Origin of the sequence: Marinobacter sp., assembly GCF_040882185.1 — a bacterium.
GTDB lineage: Bacteria > Pseudomonadota > Gammaproteobacteria > Pseudomonadales > Oleiphilaceae > Marinobacter.
The window spans coordinates 32212-56090 of the sequence record NZ_JBBEBW010000003.1; the positions used below are offsets into that span (position 1 = coordinate 32212).

The following is a 23879-nucleotide window of genomic DNA, read 5'->3' on the forward strand; positions in this document are numbered from 1 at the left end:
AAATATATGAGGAAATCATCTATATCTGAGTGCTGCGGAAAAAAAATGGGCAGTCATTTGGCTTTCCTGCTGCTCAAATCCGAGGTGACCACCCCGCCGTAAAGCATTGGGGTATCCCTACAGAGACTGTAGACTACAACCAATGAATTCATCATCACTACATAAGCGACAGAACGGTTGGCCATGAGCAAAAAACGACGCGAGATTCCGGTATTCGAGCATCCGATCATCGAAACCCATTGTCATCTTGACTACCTGAAGGATCGCCCCCTTGAGGAAACTCTGGCCGAAGCCCAGCGGGTGAACATCGAGCGCATTATTACCATTGCGGTGTCACCGCAGAATCTGGCTACCGTACGTGAACTGGCGCAGGCCGCTCCCTGGGTTTATGGCACGCAAGGTGTCCACCCCCACGATGCCGAGAGTTACACCGACGAAGCCGAAGCCGAAATTCGCGCCCATGTAAGTCATGAGAAGATGGTAGCCGTCGGTGAAATCGGCCTGGATTATTTTTACGACAATGCCGACCGTAACGTGCAGCGGGACGTGTTCCGGCGTCAGCTTCAAATCGCCTGCGACACCGACCGTCCGGTGGTGATCCACAGCCGCGATGCCGACGACGACACCATCGACATCCTCAGTGAATTTGAGACCACCCTGAAACGCCGGGGCGTGATACACAGTTTCACTTCCGGCCCAGGTCTTGCACGTTACGCTCTCAGCCAGGGTTGGTGTCTTGGATTCAATGGCATCTCCACGTTCAATAAAGCGGAGAATGTGCGGGACATCATCCGCATGACCCCCATTGAGCAACTGCTGCTGGAAACCGACTCCCCGTTCCTGACTCCGGTACCTTACCGGGGCAAGGAAAACGCGCCGTTCTATATTCCGTTTGTGGCGGAAAAAGTTGCCGAGGTAAAGGACCTTCCGCTTGATGACGTGGTCAGAACCACCTATCAAAACAGCTTGAGGGTGTTTTTCAACGGCCAGGCGTCGTGACCGGGTCAGGACTTTCGGGAGCTTTAAGCAGGCTTTGGATTAGAACTCTCAAATAGAGCCCTCGATTTGAATGGGATTTGATCGAAAAGGACATTTCCGATGACGCTGACCACCCCTGCCTTGCTGTTCCCGGCCATCTCTTTGTTGCTGTTGGCGTACACCAATCGATTTCTGGTACTGGCCCAGCTGATCCGACAGCTCAAGCAAATGGAAGGTGAACAGAATGAGCAACTCATTGCCCGGCAGCTTGGCATGTTACGCAAGCGGATACTCCTGACACGGGGCATGCAGGCCTTCGGCGTACTGAGCTTTCTGGTCTGCACCCTGTCGATGTTTGCCGTGTTTCTGGGTGGGCAAATGCTCGGCGTCGTGCTGTTCGGCGCCAGTCTTGTACTGCTCTCTATCTCTCTGGTGTACTCATTGTACGAAGTGGTTCTCTCCACCAACGCCATTAACCTGGAGCTTGAGGACTTTGAAGCCAAGCACCGGGATGTGACCTTGTGAAGACTGATTGATTAAATCCCCAAGCGATCCCGCATTCCGTAATACCAGGCACCCATAGCGGTAAAGGGAACCCGGAACAGGCGGCCGCCCGGGAACGGATAATGCGGCAGGCTGGCAAAGGCGTCGAAGCGGTCGGTCTGGCCCTGAATGGCGAGCGCCAGGGATTTGCCCGCCACGTGGGTGAAGGTAACACCGTGGCCAGAACAGCCCTGGGAGTAGAAAATATTGTTCGCCAGGCGGCCCAATTGCGGCAGCCGGGATAGGGTGAGCAGAAAATTCCCGGTCCAGCTATAGTCGATTTTCACACCGGCCAGCTCCGGGAAGGTTTTCAGCATGTTGGGGCGAATCAGCCGCTCAATATTGGCCGGATCACGGGCGCCGTAAACGACTCCGCCGCCATAAATGAGCCGCTTGTCGCCCGACAATCGGTAGTAATCCAGCAGGTAATTGCAGTCCTCCACGCAGTCGTCCTGCGGCAACAGACGCGTTGCCAGCTCAGCGTCCAACGGCTCGGTAGCAATAATCTGTGAGCCACAGGGCATCGACTTGGCCCCCAATTCCGGGATCAGCTCTCCCAGGTAGGCATTACCCGCCACCACCACAAATCTCGCTTTCACCCGACCTTGATCGGTCACAACCTCCGCAGGTTCGCCGGGGTTGACGGCTGTGACCGGGGAATATTCATGAATGACACCGCCCAGGGATTCGACGGCTGCAGCTTCTCCCAACGCCAGATTCAGAGGGTGGATATGACCCCCGGTCTGATCCAGGGCGCCGCCGACATAACGATCTGTGCCGACACGCCGACGGATGGCCTCGTTGTCCAGCAGCTCCAGCTGGTCATAGCCGAAGCGACGCCAGAGCTTACCCTGAGCCTCCAGATGGCCCAACTGCCTCTGGGTTATCGCAGCGAAAATACCTCCGTCTTTAAGATCACATTGGATTCCATACTGTGCCACCCGCTGACGTATAATCTGGCCGCCTTCAAACGCCATATCCGTCAGCAGTTTGAGGTGGCCGGAGCTGGTCTGCTTTTCTATAGCATCGAGGTCACGGCTGTAGCTGTTGACGATTTGCCCGCCGTTGCGACCAGACGCTCCCCAACCCACGGTTACCGCTTCCAGAACGATGACCCTGAACCCCGCCTCTGCCAGAAACAAGGCCGTGGACAGCCCGGTAAAACCAGCGCCGATCACGCAGACATCCGCTTCCGCAGATCCCTGCAAAGACGGACGCTCTGGCGCGGAGTTTGCGGACGCGGCATAAAATGAGGGGATCGGTGAAGTCTGGGTCATGGTGGTCATCCTATGGCGGCTTCAGACCGTATGCAGATACCAGAGATATTCCAGGTCGGAGATAGTCATCTCGAACTCGGTAAGTTCATGCTCCTTACAGGCGGCGAACACATCCAGGAACCGGGTGCCCAGGTAATCGTTCATTACCGGTGACTGGGTCAATCCGCGCAACGCATCCCGCAAATTATTCACCAGGATTGCCTCGTGCTGCTCATGGGCATTGCCGACCGTCATCGGCGTCGGCTCAATACGGTTGGAGATACCATAATGGATACCTGCCAGCACCGCTGCCATCACCAGATAGGGGTTGGCATCGGCACCCGCTACACGGTGCTCGATACGTAGGGCCTCGGGGTCTCCACCCGGTAACCGCAGCGCGGCTGTGCGATTGTCCACACCCCAGGTAGGCGCACTGGAGACATAGTATTCCGGGCTGAAACGTCGATAGGAATTGATGTTGGGGCATAACATCGCCATCGCGTCATTCATGGTTTCCGTCAGTCCACCCACAGCCCAGCGCAGCAGGTCATTGGGCGCGTTGGCATCCCCTGCAAAGACATTCTTGCCGTCGGCGTCGATCAGGCTGACATGCAAATGCATGCCACTGCCCGCCTGGTTGTGATAGGGCTTGGCCATGAATGTGGTGTCCATTTCATGGTCGTAGGCCATGTTCTTGATCAGGCGCTTGAGCAAGGTGGCATGGTCACAGGACTGCACGGCGTCATCGACATAATGCAGGTTGACCTCGAACTGGCCGGGCGCGGATTCAGCTACCAGCGCATCTGCGGGGAGGTCCTGTTCACGGGCAGCATCCAGCACATCAGCCAGAAACTCGGCGTACTCATCCAGATCATCGATGGAATAGGCCTGCACACCGGCCGGGCGCTTGCCCGACATGGGCGATTTCGGAGGCTGTGGTCGGCCGGACAGGTTTTCCTGATCAATCAGGTAAAATTCCAGTTCGAACGCTGATACCGGCGTCAGATCAAGCTCGGCAAAACGCTTGACGATGTTCTGCAGCACGACTCGGGGATCGGCAAAAAAAGGCGTCTTGCGATCGAGTTCGTACATAGTCAGCAACAACTGTCCGGTGGGCCGTTTCTGCCAGGGCTCCATGGTGAGAGAGTCGGCAATGGGCAGGCAGACACGGTCGGCTTCGCCAATATCCAGGCCTAACCCGGTTTCCTCCACGGTGGTGCCCTGAATGTTCATGCCGAAAATGGACGCAGGCAGTGCGATGCCACGGTCGAATACTTTCAGCAGAGCGGAGGGGTCAACGCGTTTGCCCCGGACAATGCCGTTCATATCGGGGATCAACAAGTCGACAAACTGCAACTCGGGGTGTGCCTGGAGAAACGCTTTGGCGTTCGCAGAACCGGAGCTCATAACAGAAACCTTATACCGTCACTAAATTCCTGTGTAGAAAACACCCACAGGGTCACGCAGAGATCGCTCTTTATCCGGCTTTCAAACGGCCTTTGCAACTAAAACCTACAGCCACCGGATCCAGCGCTAAAAAACCTCTAGCGTGGCGCGAAACATGATGCTAAATATTGCTTGTTTTCGACGGGGACGACATCAGTAATAGTAGCAAAACTTTATTTCGGGTTTTCCGGACCACCATGCTTTTCTGGAGTTATTATTTGGTATGCCCCAAGCCCTTGATCCTGCCAGTTCCAAGCGGCCACTGATTGGCGTCAGTGCCTGTAGTCAACAACTACCGGGCCGTCATCCAGGGTTTTCTGTTGGCGAAAAATACGTTCGTGCAGTGGCTGAAGGCGCAGGCGGTATTCCACTGATAATTCCCGCCCTGGGCGAGGCGCTTCCCCCTGACCAGTTAGTGGGTGCCCTCGACGGCATTCTGTTAACCGGCTCCCCTTCCAATATCGAGCCTTATCATTATCAGGGCCAGCCCAGTGACCCGGGCACCCTGCAGGACCCCCAACGGGATGCCACCACTCTGCCGCTGATCCGGGCGGCGATTGCGGCAGGCGTTCCCATATTGGGACTATGTCGCGGCTTTCAGGAAATGAACGTGGCTTTCGGTGGCACCTTGCATCAAAAACTCCATGAAACCCGACAATATCAGGAGCACCGGGAAGACAAGGAGCTGCCGCTGGATGAGCAGTACAGCCGTGGCCACGTTATCCGGATTGCCCGCGGCGGCGTATTGGCGACCATATGGCCTGGATCGACAACCGTGCCGGTGAACTCTCTCCACGAACAGGGCATCAAGGATCTTGCACCGGGCTCGATTGTTGAGGCCACTGCGGAAGATGGCCTAATCGAAGCCTTCTCCATCTCCAACGCCCGGAGCTTCGCCCTGGCGGTGCAATGGCACCCGGAATGGCAGTGGCAACCGGGCGTACCCGCCGGAGCATTCCCCTTTTACCGCGCGCTCCTGAAATCCTTCGGCGAAGCCTGCCTGGCGCGCCGAACGGGGCGGACCGATCCTGATTGACTCGTAATACTGCGAGGAGCCTCCCCGTGAGCGGTTTCCGCTCATACCCCGATCAATTCTGAGCGGTTTCCGCTCATCATGTCGGTAATACCGCTTCTCAACCCCTTATTAGCGCGATTCCTGAGCTGGCCCCGCATTTGCTTTGCTCTGTTACCTCATTGAATTCCAAAACCGTCATCCGCTCTCGTCGAGAAGCGACGCGGTGAATCCGATGGTTGAGCGCTCCGCCAGCCATTTTGCACAACAACAATTAAGGAGAACACAATGGGACATCCCACATCGCAGGCAGGTGTGCGGCGAACGCTGCTCAGTACTGCTACCTCTGTCGCACTGGTCTCTGCCGGTATCATGGGCATCAGCCAGGCGGCAAATGCCGAGGAGACCTTCAAGGTCGGTCTGGTTACTTTCCTGTCCGGTGGCGCTTCAGGACCGTTCGGCGTACCCGCTGCACAGGCTGCTGAGACGGTCATCAAGGCCATTAACGCCGGTGAGTTGCCCGCCCCTTATGACAGCGCCGGGGTCAACGGATTGCAACTCGAATCGGTGGTGATCGATGAGGCCGGCGGCCCCACCAAACAGGTGGAGGAATACCGCAACCTGGTCCAACGCCAGAACGTCAATGCTGTCATCGGCTATATCTCAAGCGGTGATTGCCTTGCGGTCGGCCCGGTCGCGGAAGAGATGAAGACGTTCACCATCGCCTTCGACTGCGGTACCCCGCGACTGTTTGACGAGGTGGAGAACCCCACGTATCTGTTCCGTACCGGGCTGGATGCAGTCGCTGACAACGTCGGCGCCGCCCACTACCTCAACGATGCCCAATCCGACGCCAAACGGCTGGCAGGCATTCAACAGAACTATGCCTGGGGTCAGGATTCCTGGCTCGACTTCACGCTGTCCATGGAACAGCTGATGCCGGATGTCGAAATCGTTGATAACCAGACACCGCAGATTTTCCAGGGCAGTTACGGCACCGAAATTTCGGCGCTACAAACCAAACGGCCAGACATCATTCATTCCAGTATGTGGGGGGGTGATATGGAGGCGTTTGTAGCTCAGGCCAGCGTGCGTGGTTTGCTCGAACAGGGAACGGCGATTCTGACCACCGGCGAGTCCGGCCTTCATCGATTCAAGGATCAGGCGCCTAATGGCACCATCCTGGGTGGTCGTGGCCCCTTCGGTGGGTTCATGCCCGAGAACGATCTGAGCGAATGGTTCTCCAAAGCCTATGAAGCCGAACACGGCACCCCGCCGAGCTACCCGGCATCAAAAATGGCCCAGGCTCTGCTGGGGCTGAAATACGCCGCTGACAATTCCGGCGCCGAAGGCCTTCCCACCAGCGAGCAACTCGCCGCCGCTCTGAAAGGTGCCTCCTTTGAATCCGTCAGCGGGACCGTTGATATGGGTCTGGCAGGCGGCCACCAGGCCCTGCAGCCAATGCTCTACGGCGAGTACCACTACTCCGCTGACACCGGCCCGGAACTGCGAAATGTCCGGTCCTACAAAGGCGCATGTGTCTCTCCACCTGACGGTCAGAACGCTCAGGAATGGATCAAGGCAGGGTTCCCCGGAGCCGATTGCAACTGATCCGTTAAACCGGTCCGGCAACCTTCGGGTTGCCGGTATTACCGATGACAGGAGTACACACAGATGTTAACCGTCTGGGCGATTCTTATTGACGGACTTATCTACGCCTCGTGGTTGTTTCTGGTAGCCGCGGGGTTGACCGTCATATATGGCGTAATGCGAATTCTGAATATGGCCCATGGCAGCCTATATGCCCTGGGCGCCTATGCAGCCGCCTCTGCGATTGGCTGGTATTACAACGGTGGCGGTGATCAGCTCTGGATTGCCCTGGCCATGATCGCAGCCTGCGCGATTGCGATCGGTGCTCTGGCCGGGCTGATCATGGAGCGCGGTGTGTTACGGCTGATGTACGGTCGGGACGAAGTCCTGATGGTGATCGTCACCTTTGCCATGCTATTAATCCTCGAAGATGTGATGAAGATTATCTGGGGCACCACGCCCTACTTTGCCTACCAGCCTTATGCGGCGATGGGACGTTTCAATATCGGTGTACTTACAGTATCCGGCTATCAACTGATGGTGGTTGGCATATCGATTGCGGTGGGTCTGGCGCTATGGTTTTGGCTAGAGCGTACCAAAATTGGCAAGATTCTGCGCTCCATCATCCATGACCGCGAAGTGTCTGAAGCCATGGGCGTCAATGTCAAGCGGATGTTTACCATCACCTTTATGATCGGTGCCGTCCTGGGAGCCATTGCTGGCGGCGTTACAGCGCCCATCATTTCTGTGGTTCCCGGCGTCGGCGTTGAAGTCATTGTCGTGGCCTTTGCGGTGGTGGTAACCGGTGGCCTGGGGAGCATTACCGGTGCAGCCGTTGGTGCGCTCATTGTTGGCCTCGCGCGCGCAGTATCTATCCACACCATGCCCGAACTGGAACTGTTCATTGTCTATGCCGTGATGGCCGCCGTGCTGATCTTCCGGCCCCATGGACTGTTCGGCCAGGCCGTAGCGAGGAAAATCTGATGGGTCTGCAAAAATCAGAAATCATGTTGGTCGTCGCAGCCGCTGCGATCGGGCTTTTGTCGTTTGTCATTCCGGATTGGCTGGCTTTCACCACCACGCTCGCCATTGCCAGCGCAATGGTAGTGCTGGGTGTCGTGATGCTGATGCGGGCGGGGCTGGTGTCATTTGGCCAGGGCCTGTACTACTGCATCGGTGGTTATGCTGTGGGTATGGGTGGCCGTTTTCTTGGCGTCACCGACGCTCTATTACTGATTGGTATGGGGGTCGTTGCAACGGTCGCGCTGGCTATGCTACTGGGCTTGCTGCTGACCCGCTACCGGGAAATCTTCTTTGCCATGCTGACTTTGGCTTTTTCGATGATTCTTTACGGCGTTCTGGTCAAAAGCCACAACCTGGGCAGCACCGATGGCTTCGGTGTCGGTAACTGGACCCTGCTATGGTTTGATCCCGAAGGTGGCAAAGGTAGCAAGACGGTGCTGTGGCTGGCCACCGCGGTAGGGCTTGCGGTGGCGCTGTTTCTCAATCGTTATTTCGGTTCGGCCATTGGCCTGGCCTGCGAAGCGATTCGAGAGAACGAGGTTCGGGTGGAATACATGGGCATGTCCCGGCGCCAGATCCTCTACATTAACTACATCATTGCCGCGGCTATAGGCTCCATTGGTGGTTCCCTGACCTCCCTGGCCGCTGGCCATGTTGACCCCACCATGGCGTACTGGACGATCTCTGGAGAGTTTATCTTTATCGCCCTGTTAGGCGGCACCGGTCATGTGGCGGCGGCATTCATCGCAGCGATGATCTTTATTATGGTGAGGACTTACGCGGTCGAGCTGTTTCCCAATTCCTGGCAGATGATCCTCGGCATTGTGTTGCTGCTTATCATACTGTTCCTGCCCAAGGGCATCTGGAGCCTGTTCACCCGTAAGCGGAGGGTCGCATCATGACCGAGATTCTTAAAACGGAGGGTTTATCCAGATATTTTGGTGCGGTGGTTGCGGCGGAAGATATCAATGTGACGATTACCGAAGGGGAAATCGTCGGCGTCATTGGCTCTAACGGGGCGGGCAAAACCACCTTCATCAACATGGTGACCGGCTACCTGCCGCCATCGGCTGGCACCATAGCCTTTGATGGCAGCTCGATCAAAGGTCTGGGGCCACGCAAACTGATGCGCAAGGGGCTATCGCGCTCGTTCCAGATTCCGCAACTGTTCCTGGATTTGTCGGTACTGGACAACCTGTCGATGGCGTTGTCGGCCTCGGAGTCCCGCCACCTGGAGATGTTACGACCGGTGCGCACACCGGAGCGGATCGCGGCGGCAGATGAAATCCTGACTCAAATGGGCATCACCCAGTACCGGGACGAGATGGTTACCGCCATGCCCCAGGGCGCCCGTAAACTCCTGGACATTGCCATTGCCATGTTGGCCAACCCGCGCATGCTGTTACTGGACGAACCCACCAGTGGCGTCAGCACCGATGAAAAACACACCCTCATGGATACCGTGATGGAGGTGGTAAAGCGACGTGGCCTGACGGTATTGTTTGTGGAACACGACATGGAGATTGTGCAGAAATACGTTACCCGGGTAATGGCCTTCGCCAGCGGCATCGTCATTAAGGACGGGCCGGTGGAGGAAGTACTCGCCGATGAGAAAGTGCAGGAACTGGTGACCGGCAAACGGCGCGGAAGTCGCGGAAAAAATACCGAAACCCACGAAGGGGGCGCCTGATATGAGCCTTAAGATTGCTAATCTGGACGTCTCGATCGAGCGCATCGGTATACTGCGGCAGGTGAATATGGACATCGCGACCGGCAAAATGGCCGGTCTGATTGGCCATAACGGCGCTGGAAAAACCACGCTTATCCGGGCCATTATGGGCCTTCTCCCAGCGAGCTCTGGCTCTATTGAGTTCAAAGGTGAGGACCTGACCAAAAAGCCATCGCATCATCGGGCAAAACTGGGCATCAGCTATATGCCGGAAGATCGCCGGCTCATTCCCGAGCTGACAGTGACCGAAAACATGCTAATGCCGGCTTGGGCCAACGGCATCAAGGATGGCGACAAACGCCTGCAATGGATCTATTCCCTGATGCCGGAAATTGCTGACTTCGGCGAGCGCAAAGCCTTGCAGCTGTCTGGCGGCCAGCAAAAACTGGTGGCTCTGGGCCGGGCATTGATTCCGGGGCGGCAACTGATCTTGCTCGACGAGCCCTTCGAGGGGGTGGCACCGGTGCTGGCCCAGCGGTTGTCTTCGGTCATCGGCGATCTCAGGGGCGAGGGCCTGACCGTTCTTATCGCCGAGTCCGATGATACCCATTCGTCGGAACTGATAGACAATACCTGGCGTATCGAACGCGGTGAGATAACCGCTGGCCATCACAAGGGCTCGTCAGAAACCGTTCAAGACGCCCACCCCGTCTGACCTTAAAACAGGAGAATCATAATGAAGATTCGTGCAGCGGTTTTACAGTCAATCGGGGCAGAGCGGCCTTTCCAGGATACTCGCCCTCTTATTATTGAAGAGTTGGAACTGGACCCGCCTGGCGACAACGAAGTACTTGTCCAGATCAAAGCCGCCGGGCTTTGTCATTCGGACCTTTCCGTGATTGATGGCAATCGACCCCGGCCGGTGCCGATGGCTCTGGGACACGAAGCGGCAGGCATCGTCAAAGCAGTCGGTAGCGGCGTTCGTGATCTCAAGGAAGGTGATCATGTGGTGGCGGTTTTCGTGCCCAGCTGTGGACATTGCTCGCCCTGCGCCGAGGGTCGGCCTGCGCTGTGTGAGCCAGCGGCCAAGACCAATAATGCTGGCACCCTGGTGAGTGGCGAACATCGCCTGCATCGCGCCGACGGTACGGCAGTAAACCATCATCTCGGGGTCTCGGCATTCGCCGATCATGCCGTGGTTTCCCGAGACTCCCTGGTTAAGATTGATTCGGCGCTGCCTTTCCATCATGCCGCCCTGTTTGGTTGTGCGGTACTGACTGGCGTGGGTGCGGTGATTAATTCCGCCAATATCAAGGCCGGCCAGACAGTCGCGGTTATTGGACTCGGGGGCGTGGGTCTGAACAGCGTACTTGGCGCCATGGTCGCTGGCGCCAGCGAAGTTATCGCCATCGATCTGGATGACGGTAAGCTCGCGCTCGCAACGGAGTTGGGCGCTTCCCATGCCTTCAACAGTAAAGACCCGGACTGCGTCGAGAAGATCAAAGCCCTCACCAATGGGGGAGTTGACTGCGCCATCGAGATGGCGGGCTCGGAAAAGGCCTTGGAATTTGCCTATCTGATCACTCGTCGCGGCGGTACAACGGTGACCGGTGGGCTTGCTCACCCGGAAAAGAAAGTGGCCATTCAGCAAGTCAGCCTGGTCGCCGAGGAGCGCACGCTCAAAGGCAGCTATGTCGGCAGTTGTGTGCCGGTACGCGATGTCGCCCGTTATGTATCGCTGTTCCAGCAGGGCAAATTACCGGTAGACAAACTGCTGACCCACACCCTGACCCTGGACCAGATCAACGAGGGTTTTGAGCGCCTGGCCGCTGGCGAAGCGGTGCGTCAGGTGATTGAATTCAACTGAGGATTCAGGAGCTATTCAGAGACATAAGGGCACCATCCCCGCACGGAGTGCGGACCTGTACCAACAACGACAATGACGACAGGAGAAAACTTATGGTCCTTAACACCAGCTGTAAACGCATTATTCCGGCACTGATCGCCGGATCAGCCCTGCTGGCCTCGGCTCCGGCACTGGCTGAAACCGGTATGGAACGGGTGCAGAAAAACGCCCCCAACAACTGGGGTAAGTGGGGCGAGAATGATGAAGTCGGAGCCCTGAATCTGTTGGGGAATGAGCAGGTTCTGCAGGCTGCCAAAGCAATCCAGAGCGGCAAAACCTTTACCCTGCAAATCCCCATGACTCACGGCAAGGGTCCGGTATTCCCGGGCCGGGTTCCTACCATGCACTTCATGGCACAGGACGAGAGCATTTACTCATCTGGCAAATCCGAGGCACTGGCTGGCGGCGTCAAATTCTCGGATGATGTGGCGTTCATGTACCTGCAGGGCACCACCCACGTGGATGGCCTCGCCCACGCCTGGTATGGCGATCAGGTCTATGGGGGCAAGAGCGCTGACAGCACCGTACATGGCCATGCTCACGGTGATGTGGCGGCTATTGGCAAAAAAGGCATCACCGGACGCGGAGTCTTGCTGGATGTTGGCCGTCATATGGGTGGCGGCGACAAGCACCGCCTGGCACCGAATACCTGCGTCAACCTGGAGGATTTGAAGGCCACGGCCGAAGCCCAGAATGTCGAGATCAGGAAACGCGATATCCTGGTGCTTCGCACCGGTTCAATCGCCCGCTTCTATGAAGATGAACCGGATGCCGAGTGGAGCGCCATGACCGAGCCAGGCCTGTGTTACAGCCATGAACTGCTGGACTGGATCGACGAAATGGAAATTCCGATGATTGCTGCTGACAACATCGCCATTGAAAAGGTCGCCCAGGAAGTCGACGGCGAGCAGATGATCATTCCTCTGCACGGCGCACTGATGCGGGATATGGGCGTAGTACTGAGTGAGATCTGGTGGCTGGATGACCTCGCCGCCGACAGTGTCGAAGACGGCCAGTACACCTTCATGCTGGTAGCGGCGCCCCTGAAGATGGAGGAAGGCACCGGTTCACCTGTCAATCCGGTCGCTATCAAGTAATAAGGACCCTCCAGAACCCGGTGCGCCGCTTAAGGCGTATCGGGACCTGTCGGGCGATTGACTTCCGTACGGGCAATGTCATACACCCGAAAGGCAAATATGGTGTAGAACACCGCCAGAAACTGATAAGCAATATTGATCACCGTCGTCATGAGCCCATGAATACCGCTGGTCTCATCAAACGCAGCCCCCAGAAAATACAGCGGAATATAGATGCTCGCGGTAATAACGGCATAGCCGCCCAGGATCACCCACATGTATTCCCTGGTACCCGCCCAGCCGATCTTGATTGCCTCCATCGGCTTCCGATCATTCAGCAGCAGCTCGAACTCGGCGAAAGCGACTCGCACCGCAATGATCACCCCTGGCAGGATCAACAGGAACAAGCCAAACATCACCGCAACAGTCACCAACAGGCTGAGGATAATAAACGGCTGCCAGTAACGGAGACCCAGGGACCAAAGTTCGCGGGTATTGCGGGGGCGACCGGAAATAATCGAGGCAATGTAGTACACCACCGCCACAGAATACACCGGATACACCATAAAGCTGGCGATCATCGGGATGGCCTGTTCCGCAAGAACAAACTCATTACTTACCATAAAGCTCTGATACAGCGAGATCAGTATCTCGATTGGCGCCACGATGGGCAGCACAATCATGGCAAGCGCAACACCATGGGTTCTGAAAAACGCCCAACTGTCCGACAACGACTTACCAAGCATGGCAAAACCTGTTAATGAATAAACCCCGAATCATAAACGGACCCTGCTTCAATTGCACCGTATCCGGGAACGTCAGAGTAACAAAGTGCGGAGCAAGGCCGCTGCCCGGGGGTCTGACAAACGCCCACAAAAAAAGACAGCCGAAGCTGTCTTTTTTAAGCGTGTTGCGTGCTATTTAAACAGCAACAACATTTTCTGCCTGAGGGCCTTTCTGGCCTTCGGTAACGGTGAAGTCGACTTGCTGGCCTTCAGCCAGAGTCTTGAAACCGCCACCTTGAATAGCGCTGTAGTGAACAAAAACGTCAGGGCCGCTTTCACGAGTGATAAAGCCAAAGCCTTTTGCTTCGTTGAAGAACTTAACAGTACCGGTAGTAGTAGACATAATTAAAATCCTGAAATCGATTATTTAATGTGCCGCCAGACCATCGAAACGATGCCTGATCAGCGTTGTGCGGAAACAAAAAACACGCGGAATCAAAAACAGGACGGTGCACTACTATCAAACAACAACAGAGAAGCGTCTTATTCGTGAAATGCTTTGCTAAATCTTTCCTACGGCGGTCACACTACGTCAACCACCGATGAATGCCAAGGCTTATTTACAAAAACCTCGTATTATCCGGGCCAGTAATGCTGACTTCTGACAAGGAGATTCCTATGTTCCAACCGCCTGTTACCACCCAACGGGTCGATATCACAAGCAATAGCGGCGAAACTTTCAATGGCTACCTCGCTCTGCCCCCGGCCGGTAAGGGCCCGGGAATCCTCCTGATTCAGGAGATCTTCGGCGTCAATCATCATATTCGCACGGTGGCGGAACAGTATGCGATGGATGGTTATGTGGTATTGGCACCGGATGTTTTCTGGCGTCAGGAGCCAGGGGTAGAACTGGCGTATGACGGCGAGGACATGCAGAAGGCTTTTCGATTGGTCAATGAGATTGACTTCCAGGTGGCCACCAGAGACTTGACCAGTGCTACCAAAACGCTGCGCCAGCGCCCTGAATGTGACGGGGAAATCGCCGCCATCGGATACTGTATGGGAGGCATTCTCGCCTATCTGTCTGCATTAGAGGCGGGCGTTGACCGCGCCGCCTGTTTCTATCCGGGGGGTATCGCAGGGCATCTCGACAAGGCCGAGCACTTGCAGGTGCCGGTACAATTTCATTTTGCTGATGACGACAAACACATCACCGCTGATCACGTCGAGCAGACCCGGGAGGCATTTACCGGACGCGAAGACGTTATCATTCACACCTACGAGGGCGCCGACCACGGCTTCAACTGCTGGGCTCGCGGCAGTTACCAGCGCCACGCTGCCGCATTATCTCACGGGCGGGTATTGAACTTTCTCGAAAAAAGCATCAGTTAACGCCATTTTTCCTGAGGTGGCCGATACCTTTTCAGGCCGTCCAATAACTCGTCAGGGGTATTTTCGACTACCAGCATGTCGACGTATTCCTGGCTCAGGAAGCCCTCGCCCTGCATGGTTTTCACCATAGTGAGCAAGTGGTCAAAAAAGCCCGCGACGTTATAGAACGCGCAGGGCTTTTGGTGAAAACCAAGCTGCGCCCAGGTCCAGACTTCAAAGATTTCCTCCAGGGTGCCAATACCACCGGGCAGAGCCACGAAGGCATCTGCCAACTCTGCCATTTTGGCTTTGCGTTCGTGCATGTTCTTGACCACGTACAGTTTCGTCAACCCTGGATGGGCCAGCTCCCGGTCCCGCAGGTGTTCCGGGATGATTCCGTACACTTTTCCGCCGCTAGCCAGCACCGAATCGGCCACTACGCCCATCAGGCCGACATGACCACCACCGAAAACCACGTCCACCTGGTGCTGACCCAGAAACTCCCCGAGCTCCCGTGCCTGCTTCGCAAACATTGGATCGTTACCGGATCTGGAACCACAAAAAATGGCGACTTTCATCCACGCCCCTCGATTCAATAAATATCACACCATAATAAACCAGGAGAGCCCTCCGTTGTCTCGAAAGCCCAACGAATAAAAGACGATCTTCGCAACATCGCGTAAACTTCTACCAGCGTGTCGACGATTTCACACACCGAAATGACGTATAAAAGGAGCCAACAGTGAAATTCCTTTTGGGAGTGCTGATGATCCTTGCGCTACTTCTGATCACTGGCTTTGCGCATTGGCGGATTCACCTGCAGATCGCCAAGAATAGCCAGCGCCTGTTGTTGCATGCCTTATTGCTGACCGTCGCTATCGCATTCGGCTGGGCAATGGGTTCGGTGTATACCGAAAACGAGGAGGGAGGCGCCTGGTTTATCTTTCTCTACGCGTTTGGCGTAGTACATATTCCCGCGGCCATTATTCTGTGGCTGAAGAAGCAACAGTGACCAGATTCTTATAAATAACGCCGTTTTTCATAATGACGGTCAAGTTGCGCTGAGGATCTGCCAACAGACCGATGTTATCCAGAGGATTGCCGTTAACCAGCAGCAAGTCCGCCATGGCGCCTTTCTCGACCACACCCAGTTTGCCCTGGTATGGCGAACGTAGTCCTGAGAGTGCCAGGAGCTCTGCGTTCTTGGCGGTCGCCATCTTTAAAACGTCTCCCGGGCTGAACCACCGCACCATCTTTGCCAGTTGCGCACCCTGACGAGTGGCCCGAGCCGCATCAAACAGTGTGTCGGTGCCCCAGGCGATGTTCAGCTTATACTTTATTCCAAGCTCAATTGCCCGCTCGGTTCCCTTGGCTACCTGAAGCTGTTTGGCCCGATTGTAGGAACCCTCCGGAAAAGGCGTCGAGTCTTCGTCGTCCAGAAACGGCTGGATACTGAGCCAGGTACCGTTTTCCGACATCATTATGGCCGTTTCTTCATCAATCAACTGGCCGTGATCGACCACTTTCACACCCGCCTGAATCGCTGTTTGAATCGCCTTGGGCGTGTATGCGTGAATCGTTACGTAAGTACCCCAGTTGTCCGCCGCTTCAACGGCGGCTTTAAACTCTTCCGCGGTATACTGGCTGACATCCAGTGGATCGTACATCGACGATACCCCGCCCCCAGCCGCCAGTTTAATCTGGGAAGCACCCAACATCAGTTGCTCACGCGTTCTGCGCAAAACTTCATCGACACCATCGGCAATTGCCCCACCACCGACAATCTCGCCGCGACTCAGCTCGGCATCGGGTCCTCTTGGAATTTCGTAACGCATCCGGAAGTCGCCATGACCACTGGTTTGCGAGATCATAGCGCCTGAAGGCCATATACGGGGCCCAACAACGACGCCCTCATCAATGGCTCGTTTGAGGGCGAAACTCGGGCCCGCAAGATCTCTCACACTGGTGAATCCCCGCATGAGCGTACGTTCAGCTTCGGCACCTGCGATCAGGACAAGATAGCCAATGTCGGCAGTCAGCAGAGTATTCATCGACACCGCAACCATCATGGTGTGCCAATGCGCATCGATCAGACCGGGCATCAGCACCCTGCCTTCACCTGGTATAATTGTTATGCTTGGGTTATCGGTCAATGGGATCGGGCGCTCAGATATCTCTTCAATTATATTGCCACGAACAAGCACATAACTCGTTTGAGACAGCCCATCACTGACACCGTCGAATACCCTGACATTCTCGAAAAGGGTGACTGGAACAACAGCCCGGTCGTCTGCGTGGGCGCTAGCGGGAAAGAAGGCAGCAACGCCGGAACAGGCCAAGATCAGAGTGACTGAAAAGCGGGTAACCCCGAAGCGGAAAAGCCTCGTAATTCCAAACATTGCTGATACCTGCCCTAAGGTTAAAGTTCGTTAGCTTTACCGACACCACCGATGAACAAATAATTGGAGCGCGCTGACCCCTTACCGCCGGCAATGGCCACGTTGTGAATGGAAATAACGAGCCCGGTCTGATCCGAGTTCCGGAAACGGGTCACCACTCCAGCGGGCGAACCGTCCCTCACGCGCTCGCTTTCTTCACCCGCCCAGGAGGAACCAAGACAGCCAGAAATATCATCAACCGCTTTTTCATAGCGATGCTCAGCAATCTGTTGGTTTGGGGCATTCACAGAGCAGACATACGCGGTCTCCCCGGCCGCCCACTCCCAAATCTCACAATGGCCTTTAATGAGGTCCTTTTTGGCGCGATATAAGGACATTGAACTGAAATCACTTCGGCTGCCCCGTATACTTTCGAATCCCGATGGGTAATCCGCTATTACATCCGAGAGCGCGGTACAGGGATCATTTACAATCGATGGCGTACCCGAAAAACTCGAACATCCGGCGCCCATTGCTGCGACACAACCAAGAACAAAGACTCGACATCCAGACTTTTTCATCGTCTTAACCTGTTAGTTCGTGGGTTCCGTAAAAGTATCTTGGAGAATGGGAATTTCTATTATAGTTCATATTTGCACTTTTTCGCGCGCGCTCAACCGGCAATCAAGAACTCGCTCGCGGTCTTACAAACGGGCAGAATGACTGCACTTCTACACGACATTAAGAGGCACCATGAATCCGACTATCGAATTACTCAAATCCCACCGCTCGATCCGGAAATTCACTGACCAGAAAATTCCTCGCGAGCTGTTCGAGGAACTGATCCGCGCTGGCCAGGGCGCGGCCACATCAAGTCACGTTCAGGCCTATTCGATCATTCATGTCGTTAACCCGGAAAACCGGGCCAAGCTGGCAGAGCTCGCTGGGGGACAGCCATATATTGCCGAGAGTTCTGACTTTCTGGTGTTCTGCGCCGACATGAAGCGCTCCACAGAGGCTGCTGAGAGAGCTGGCGCAGACGTAGTGCATGGCATGACAGAGCACCTGCTGGTGGCGAGCGTAGACACGGCTCTGCTGGCCCAGAATATTGCCATAGCAGCGGAATCTGAAGGCTTGGGATTGTGTTATATCGGCGGCATTCGTAACAACCCCGCTGAGGTCAGTGAGGTTCTCAAGCTACCGGAGCATGTATACCCGGTGTTTGGTATGTGTCTCGGCTACCCCGACCAGAATCCGGAAGTCAAACCGCGGCTCCCGCTGGCGTCCATTCTCAAGGAAGACGTCTACCAGGCCGACGAGGACGAAGCGCTGGTCGCCGAGTTCGACGACACCATGCGCAGCTACTACCTGGCGCGCACGGGCGGCAACAAGGAAACCAACTGGTCAGAACAGCTGAAGCCCCTGTTCACCACCAAACTGCGCCCTCATATGAAGGCGTTTCTGGAGGGCAAGGGTTTCAAGATGAAATGAGACACCGGAAGTCGGGGTTTTCGGGGCAAGCTTGCCCCGAACTGAAATTGAGCCAGGCCACTAATCGACTGGCGCCTGAAGGCTCCGTACAAGGCCTTCTAGCCAAGAGACAGAAACAGCCCCATCAACACCGGCGAGATAAACGACAGCACGAAACCCGAGGCGATGGCGACTGGCACACAGGTAAGCCCGCCGCTGCTGCGGATGATCGGCAAGGTGAAATCCATTGCAGTGGCGCCGCCATAGCCTATCGCCATAGCGGGTCGCTGACTGATGATCAGGGGGATAATCGCCAGTGCGATAATTTCGCGTAACATATCATTCAAAAAGGCGACCCCACCCCAGGTTGGCCCCAAAGCGTCACCGACCACAATTCCGGATAACGAATACCAGCCAAACCCCGAGGCAAGCGCAAGAGTGTCGTGCCAAGGCAATGCCAACAGCGGCATGACCAGCACCCCACCTACAAGGGAACTGAGCGCCATGCTCAAAGCAATCCCCATACCTTGGCGGTTCAGCAGCAGGTGTCGCAATGATAGGCCAGCATTACGCAACTGGAGACCAATCAGGAACAGCAGCAACATCAGCGCCCAAGTAGCCACCTCGTCTACCAAGGGCAGTTCAGGCAACAGAAAGTACCCCAACAATAAGCCAACCACTACTGCGGCCAGAGGCTTCAATGCTGCGAGAAACAGGCGGTGATAGCTGGCCTTGCCTGTGACGTCCGGCTGTTCCACGGCCATCGGTTGCCAGCGGTGCCAGAGCCAGAGCCCCGCCATATTCGCTGCCAGCAAGCCGGAGGTCAGTACCAACACCTGTACCGCCATACCACCGAGCTGCTGCCATAACCCCTCCATCTGGCCGAGCCCGAGGCCGAGCAGGCCGAGGATGAAGTAGACCAGGCCGTCCACACTATGATGTATCACGGTCATGGTCTTGCGGTTCTCAAGGGCGATAGCAAAGCCCACAAACAAAGGCACAAGAATCAGCAAGGCACCGGTCAGCATTAAAACCTCGGATTAATAGTAGGTGTCTGAAAGGGAGAACGCTTAACCGATGGGCTCGTGCTGGTCCGGGTCAAACTCGTAATCGCCGGCGTTGGCATCCCGGTCTTTCCGTATGGTTCGGGCAAGACGCTGGGCTGCGACCGACCAAACCGCATGCTCGCCGGGCTGCGCTTCGTAGCTCTGGCCCAGCAATGCGCCAGCCACACCGCGCAACGCGGCCTCGGCCTGGCCAGCACTGTGATAGGGGCCCTGACAACGATGATGCTCAGGCTGGTGCTCATCTGAGCCGCTCATGGCGACCAACGCCCAGATCTCATCACCCACGTTTTTTATGTGCAGTTCTACCCGCCGGTCCCGCCGGGTCAATACCAATTCTCGTAGCGGGCCACGCCCGTGAAAATAATGCAGCTTCATCAGGACTTCTTGGGTTCGGGATTAGTGCAAGGCGGCGCTGGTTCTGTCCTGAACCAACACCCAGGGGGCAACGACCACTGCCCAGAGCTCAGTATTGCGATCGTACCAGGCCTGCGCCAGCGGGGGTGATACATCCCCGACCTGGTCACCGGCCATCCACTGCTCAAACTGACCTTTGTTGTCAGCGGTGAGCTCCAGCGCAACATCCAGCAAATCGAGTTCCGGCGACACCCGTACCACATGGCCACGTGCATAATAAGTCTGTAGATCCCGCCAACAGATGCTAGAGGTTTCCAGATTCAGTTTTTTCTTGAGTTCTTCCGGTGATTCGCGAGTAGGCATATTCAAACCTTAGACAACCATATTTTATGTATCTGATCCGCCAGCGTCATGGGGTCGAGTAGAACGCTACTTCTTCAGTTTGCACTTTGGCCGTCATGAATACCAGTGGCCGCTAGGTCAGGCGTCCAACCCTTCCAGCAGACCAGCCATATCGTCAGCATGCTCTTCTTCCTGAGCCAGAATGTCCTCGATAATGCGTCGTGAGGTCGGATCCTGATCGCCCAGATAGCGAGCAATTTCCCGGTAGCTGTCAATGGCGATGCGTTCCGCCACCAGATCTTCCACCACCATTTCCCGGAGGGTATCACCCTCGACAAACTCGGCATGAGATCGCGTCAGGAGGCCTTCCGGTGAAAAGTTGGGTTTGCCTCCCAACTGGACGATACGCTCGGCAAGCCAATCGGCGTGCTGCTGTTCCTGATCCGCGTGCTCCAGAAACTCTTTGGCAGCGACATTGGCGTTGATGCCTTCGGCCCGGAAATAATGGCTTTTGTAGCGCAATGTACAGACAATCTCTGTCGCCAGAGCTTCGTTGAGGATTTTAATCACGTTGTCCCGGTTAGCACCGTAACCCTCAGTGACGGCACCTTGTTCAATGTGTTTGCGTGCCCTCTCGCGGAGGGTTTTTACGTCTGTCAGAAACGGTTGATCGGTCATAGTCTCTCTCTTTAATTTTTTGAATTCAGCGCTGCTACGCTTTGTATATTGCAGGCCTTTGCATTTAACCCTCGCTCAGGCCGTCCGGATCATTTCCCTCACTACATAGTGCAGGATACCGCCATGCTTGAAGTAGACCGCCTCGTTAGCCGTGTCGATGCGAGATTTCAGCTCACAGCTTTCAGTGGAGCCGTCTTTGTATTTCACTGTCATGGTCAGGGTCTGGCCCGGTTTGATCTCGCCGGAAAGTCCTTCGATGCTGACGGTTTGCTCTCCGTTCAGCTTCAGGCTCTTGCGGTCCGTACCTTCCGGGAATTGCAGCGGCATCACACCCATACCGATCAGGTTGGAGCGGTGAATCCGCTCGTAGGACTCGGCTACCACTGCTCTCACGCCTAAAAGACGGGTGCCCTTGGCAGCCCAGTCGCGGCTGGAGCCGGTGCCGTATTCCTTGCCCGCAATAATCACCAGCGGTGTGCCCTGTTCCTGATACTTCATGGCGGCGTCATAAATTGCCATCTGCTCGCCGGTAGGCACGAATTTGGTAAAACCACCCTCCACGCCATCCAGCATTTCGTTCCGGATACGCACGTTGGCGAAAGTGCCACGCATCATCACTTCGTGGTTGCCCCGGCGTGAGCCGTAGGAGTTGAAGTCCTTCGGCTCGACCCCGTGCTCCTGCAGATACTTGCCCGCTGGGCTGTCGGCTTTGATCGAACCTGCTGGTGAAATGTGGTCTGTGGTCACGGAATCACCCAGCATAGCCAGAATGTGCGCATCCTTGACGTCCTCTACTGGCTCAGGCTCGGCTCCCATACCTTCAAAGAACGGTGGATGCTGGATATAAGTGGAGGTCTTGGACCATTCGTACACTTTGCTCTCGGGCACCTTAATCGCTTGCCAAGTTTCATCACCGTCAAACACCGCGGCATATTCGGTGCGGAACATATCAGTTTTGACTTTTTCAACCGCCTCTGCGATTTCCTGCTGAGAAGGCCAGATATCCTTGAGATAGACCGGCTTGCCATCCTTGCCCTCACCCAAGGGTTCGTTGCTCAGATCAAGACGCACATTACCCGCCAGCGCGTAGGCCACCACCAGCGGAGGCGACGCCAACCAGTTGGTCTTGACCAGTGGATGTACGCGGCCCTCAAAATTCCGGTTACCGGACAACACCGACGCAACGGCCAGATCGCCCTCGTTAATGGCTTTCTCGATCGGGTCGGCCAAAGGCCCGGAGTTACCGATACAGGTGGTGCAGCCGTAGCCTACGAGGTTGAAGCCCAGTTTATCCAGATCCTCCTGGAAGCCACCGGCCTTGAGATATTCCGTCACCACTTTCGAGCCCGGCGCCAGCGAAGTCTTCACCCATGGTTTGACATCGAGCCCTTTCTCCAACGCCTTGCGGGCCACCAGACCGGCGGCCATCATGACGCTGGGGTTGGAGGTATTGGTACAGGAGGTGATCGCCGCGATAACCACAGCGCCGGGATTCAGGCGCAGCTTGTTGCCCTCCAGTTCAATATCCTGGCTCGTGTGGTGCTCATAGCTTTCCGATATACCCACTGCCGCCTGGCCGCCTTCTGCCACCATATTGGCGTCCCGCTCAGGATTTGGCTGCTGGTCCGTCTGACTCATCAACAGCTCGAAGGTAGATTTCATGTTCTTGAGTGCCACCCGGTCCTGGGGGCGCTTGGGACCCGCCAGGCTGGCCTCCACCTCGCCCATATCCAACGACAGCGTCTCAGTATAGGAGGGCTCCTGACCAGGCTCCCGCCACAGGCCCTGAGCCTTGGCATAAGCTTCGACCAAGGCAATCTGCTCATCCTTCCGACCCGTCAGACGCAGGTAACTGAGGGTCTGCTCGTCAACCGGGAAGAAGCCACAAGTGGCCCCGTATTCCGGTGCCATATTGGCGATGGTTGCCCGGTCGGCTACCGGCATATCTTTCAGGCCGTCACCGTAAAATTCGACGAATTTGCCGACCACGCCCTTCTTGCGCAACATTTCGGTGACGGTAAGCACCAGGTCGGTGGCGGTAATGCCTTCACGGAGTTTGCCGCTAATCTTGAAACCCACGACTTCCGGGATCAGCATCGAGACCGGCTGCCCCAGCATCGCGGCTTCCGCTTCTATACCCCCGACACCCCAGCCAAGAATGCCCAGGCCGTTGATCATGGTGGTGTGAGAATCGGTGCCTACCAGAGTGTCCGGGAACGCAAAGGTCTTACCTTGCTGCTCCTTGGTCCAGACCGTCTGGCCCAGGTACTCCAGATTGACCTGGTGGCAGATACCCGTGCCCGGCGGGACTACACGGAAGTTGTCAAAAGCCTGCTGGCCCCAACGGAGAAATTCGTACCGCTCCTGGTTACGCTCCATCTCAATTACGACGTTGTCCCTGAACGCTGACGCATCGCCAAAATGATCCACCATGACCGAGTGGTCAATCACCAGATCCACCGCTGTCAAAGGCTTGATCAGGGCCGGGTCTTTGCCAGCTTCCTTCATGGCATTCCGCATCGCAGCCAGATCCACCACACCCGGCACCCCGGTGAAATCCTGCATCAGCACCCGGGCCGGACGGTACTGAATCTCGGTATCGGAGTGCCGTTTTTCCAGCCACTGCTCCATCGCTTTCAGATGAGACTCATCAACGGTAGTACCATCTTCATTGCGTAGCAGGTTTTCCAGCAGGACCTTGAGGGAAAACGGCAGCTTGTCAATGTTACCCAGGTGCTTTGCGGACTCCGGCAGACTGTAGTAATGGAAGGTCTTGCCGTTTACATCCAGGGTTTTCAGCGTCTTGTAGCTATCGTTGCTGAGCGTGTCATTAGGCATATTCGCCTCCTGTGTCATGTGATTCATGGGAATCTCAGGGCATTGCCGGATGCCAGTAATGGAGACAGACGGGTTGAGAGGTTCCCTGATGTGAAGCCTGTCTTAACTATCGCACCTATTCACAGGACTTCAACCGTTGCTCGATGAATGTTCTTTA

General features: G+C 55.9%; 25 protein-coding genes. 13 read left to right on the forward strand and 12 right to left on the reverse strand.

Translation table 11 applies throughout. From position 1 onward, the window contains the following. The first annotated feature begins 183 nt into the window (after positions 1–183). A complete protein-coding gene (locus WEB64_RS03755; protein WP_368061695.1) occupies positions 184–999 on the forward strand; it encodes a TatD family hydrolase in 816 nt (271 codons plus the stop codon). A 99-nt stretch (positions 1000–1098) separates the two neighbouring features. Further along, complete coding sequence (locus WEB64_RS03760; protein WP_368061694.1) at positions 1099–1503, forward strand: DUF2721 domain-containing protein; 405 nt, start codon at positions 1099–1101, stop codon at positions 1501–1503. Positions 1504–1514: 11 nt separating this feature from the next. On the opposite strand, the gene WEB64_RS03765 is transcribed toward WEB64_RS03760, so the two are convergent. Together WEB64_RS03765 and WEB64_RS03770 are read right to left on the reverse strand one after the other, a co-directional pair. Continuing rightward, positions 1515–2798, reverse strand: a complete 1284-nt coding sequence (locus WEB64_RS03765; protein ID WP_368061693.1) for an NAD(P)/FAD-dependent oxidoreductase — start codon at positions 2796–2798, stop codon at positions 1515–1517. 21 nt (positions 2799–2819) lie between these two features. Then, positions 2820–4184, reverse strand: coding sequence for a glutamine synthetase family protein (locus WEB64_RS03770; protein WP_368061692.1), 1365 nt, complete (start codon positions 4182–4184; stop codon positions 2820–2822). 262 nt (positions 4185–4446) lie between these two features. Between WEB64_RS03770 and WEB64_RS03775 the strand changes: the two genes are divergently transcribed. From WEB64_RS03775 to WEB64_RS03810, 8 genes are all read left to right on the forward strand, one after another. Further along, the gene (locus WEB64_RS03775; RefSeq protein ID WP_368061691.1) at positions 4447–5259 is read left to right on the forward strand and encodes a gamma-glutamyl-gamma-aminobutyrate hydrolase family protein; all 813 of its coding nucleotides are present in this window, start codon (positions 4447–4449) and stop codon (positions 5257–5259) included. 264 nt (positions 5260–5523) lie between these two features. After that, positions 5524–6846, forward strand: a complete 1323-nt coding sequence (locus tag WEB64_RS03780; protein WP_368061690.1) for an ABC transporter substrate-binding protein — start codon at positions 5524–5526, stop codon at positions 6844–6846. A 63-nt stretch (positions 6847–6909) separates the two neighbouring features. Beyond that, positions 6910–7809, forward strand: coding sequence for a branched-chain amino acid ABC transporter permease (locus tag WEB64_RS03785; protein WP_368061689.1), 900 nt, complete (start codon positions 6910–6912; stop codon positions 7807–7809). After that, positions 7809–8750 carry a branched-chain amino acid ABC transporter permease gene (locus tag WEB64_RS03790; RefSeq protein WP_368061688.1) on the forward strand — a complete coding sequence of 314 codons (942 nt, stop codon included), beginning with the start codon at positions 7809–7811 and terminating at the stop codon, positions 8748–8750. Before WEB64_RS03785 ends, WEB64_RS03790 begins: the two co-directional genes overlap by 1 nt. Further along, positions 8747–9538, forward strand: coding sequence for an ABC transporter ATP-binding protein (locus WEB64_RS03795; protein ID WP_368061687.1), 792 nt, complete (start codon positions 8747–8749; stop codon positions 9536–9538). The genes WEB64_RS03790 and WEB64_RS03795 overlap by 4 nt, the downstream gene beginning before the upstream one ends. A 1-nt stretch (position 9539) precedes the next feature. Then, positions 9540–10232, forward strand: a complete 693-nt coding sequence (locus tag WEB64_RS03800; protein WP_368061686.1) for an ATP-binding cassette domain-containing protein — start codon at positions 9540–9542, stop codon at positions 10230–10232. Between the two features lie 21 nt (positions 10233–10253). Further along, a complete protein-coding gene (locus WEB64_RS03805) occupies positions 10254–11384 on the forward strand; it encodes a zinc-dependent alcohol dehydrogenase family protein (protein WP_368061685.1) in 1131 nt (376 codons plus the stop codon). Positions 11385–11476: 92 nt separating this feature from the next. Beyond that, positions 11477–12520 carry a cyclase family protein gene (locus tag WEB64_RS03810; RefSeq protein ID WP_368061684.1) on the forward strand — a complete coding sequence of 348 codons (1044 nt, stop codon included), beginning with the start codon at positions 11477–11479 and terminating at the stop codon, positions 12518–12520. Between the two features lie 29 nt (positions 12521–12549). Here WEB64_RS03810 and WEB64_RS03815 read toward each other — a convergent pair whose 3' ends face one another. Together WEB64_RS03815 and WEB64_RS03820 are read right to left on the reverse strand one after the other, a co-directional pair. Further along, on the reverse strand, positions 12550–13245 hold the full coding sequence (locus WEB64_RS03815) for a hypothetical protein (protein WP_368061683.1): 696 nt from the start codon (positions 13243–13245) through the stop codon (positions 12550–12552). Between the two features lie 175 nt (positions 13246–13420). After that, a complete protein-coding gene (locus tag WEB64_RS03820) occupies positions 13421–13627 on the reverse strand; it encodes a cold-shock protein (protein ID WP_027831301.1) in 207 nt (68 codons plus the stop codon). A 275-nt stretch (positions 13628–13902) separates the two neighbouring features. Between WEB64_RS03820 and WEB64_RS03825 the strand changes: the two genes are divergently transcribed. After that, the gene (locus WEB64_RS03825) at positions 13903–14616 is read left to right on the forward strand and encodes a dienelactone hydrolase family protein (RefSeq protein ID WP_368061682.1); all 714 of its coding nucleotides are present in this window, start codon (positions 13903–13905) and stop codon (positions 14614–14616) included. Here the strand turns inward: WEB64_RS03825 and WEB64_RS03830 are convergent. Beyond that, the gene (locus tag WEB64_RS03830; protein WP_368061681.1) at positions 14613–15173 is read right to left on the reverse strand and encodes a TIGR00730 family Rossman fold protein; all 561 of its coding nucleotides are present in this window, start codon (positions 15171–15173) and stop codon (positions 14613–14615) included. The genes WEB64_RS03825 and WEB64_RS03830 overlap by 4 nt on opposite strands. Positions 15174–15337: 164 nt before the next feature. Here WEB64_RS03830 and WEB64_RS03835 point away from each other — a divergent pair, with 164 nt between their 5' ends. Beyond that, entirely contained in the window at positions 15338–15607 is a 270-nt protein-coding gene (locus WEB64_RS03835; protein ID WP_368061680.1) for a hypothetical protein, read from the forward strand. On the opposite strand, the gene WEB64_RS03840 is transcribed toward WEB64_RS03835, so the two are convergent. Both WEB64_RS03840 and WEB64_RS03845 read right to left on the reverse strand, forming a co-directional pair. Further along, complete coding sequence (locus WEB64_RS03840) at positions 15579–16994, reverse strand: amidohydrolase family protein (RefSeq protein WP_368061679.1); 1416 nt, start codon at positions 16992–16994, stop codon at positions 15579–15581. The two genes, WEB64_RS03835 and WEB64_RS03840, sit on opposite strands and share 29 nt — an antisense overlap. A gap of 20 nt (positions 16995–17014) precedes the next feature. Further along, complete coding sequence (locus WEB64_RS03845; RefSeq protein ID WP_368061678.1) at positions 17015–17371, reverse strand: hypothetical protein; 357 nt, start codon at positions 17369–17371, stop codon at positions 17015–17017. Positions 17372–17726: 355 nt separating this feature from the next. Between WEB64_RS03845 and nfsA the strand changes: the two genes are divergently transcribed. Further along, entirely contained in the window at positions 17727–18464 is a 738-nt protein-coding gene (nfsA, locus tag WEB64_RS03850) for an oxygen-insensitive NADPH nitroreductase (RefSeq protein WP_368061677.1), read from the forward strand. Positions 18465–18562: 98 nt separating this feature from the next. Here nfsA and WEB64_RS03855 read toward each other — a convergent pair whose 3' ends face one another. The 5 genes from WEB64_RS03855 to acnA form a co-directional block, all read right to left on the reverse strand. Further along, the gene (locus WEB64_RS03855; RefSeq protein WP_368061676.1) at positions 18563–19471 is read right to left on the reverse strand and encodes a lysine exporter LysO family protein; all 909 of its coding nucleotides are present in this window, start codon (positions 19469–19471) and stop codon (positions 18563–18565) included. 42 nt (positions 19472–19513) lie between these two features. Then, complete coding sequence (locus WEB64_RS03860) at positions 19514–19885, reverse strand: hypothetical protein (protein ID WP_368061675.1); 372 nt, start codon at positions 19883–19885, stop codon at positions 19514–19516. Positions 19886–19906: 21 nt separating this feature from the next. Continuing rightward, entirely contained in the window at positions 19907–20227 is a 321-nt protein-coding gene (locus WEB64_RS03865; RefSeq protein WP_368061674.1) for a DUF2288 domain-containing protein, read from the reverse strand. A 117-nt stretch (positions 20228–20344) separates the two neighbouring features. Next, positions 20345–20884 carry a bacterioferritin gene (locus tag WEB64_RS03870; RefSeq protein WP_368061673.1) on the reverse strand — a complete coding sequence of 180 codons (540 nt, stop codon included), beginning with the start codon at positions 20882–20884 and terminating at the stop codon, positions 20345–20347. Between the two features lie 75 nt (positions 20885–20959). Beyond that, positions 20960–23722, reverse strand: coding sequence for an aconitate hydratase AcnA (acnA, locus tag WEB64_RS03875; protein WP_368061672.1), 2763 nt, complete (start codon positions 23720–23722; stop codon positions 20960–20962). Between the last annotated feature and the right edge of the window lie 157 nt (positions 23723–23879).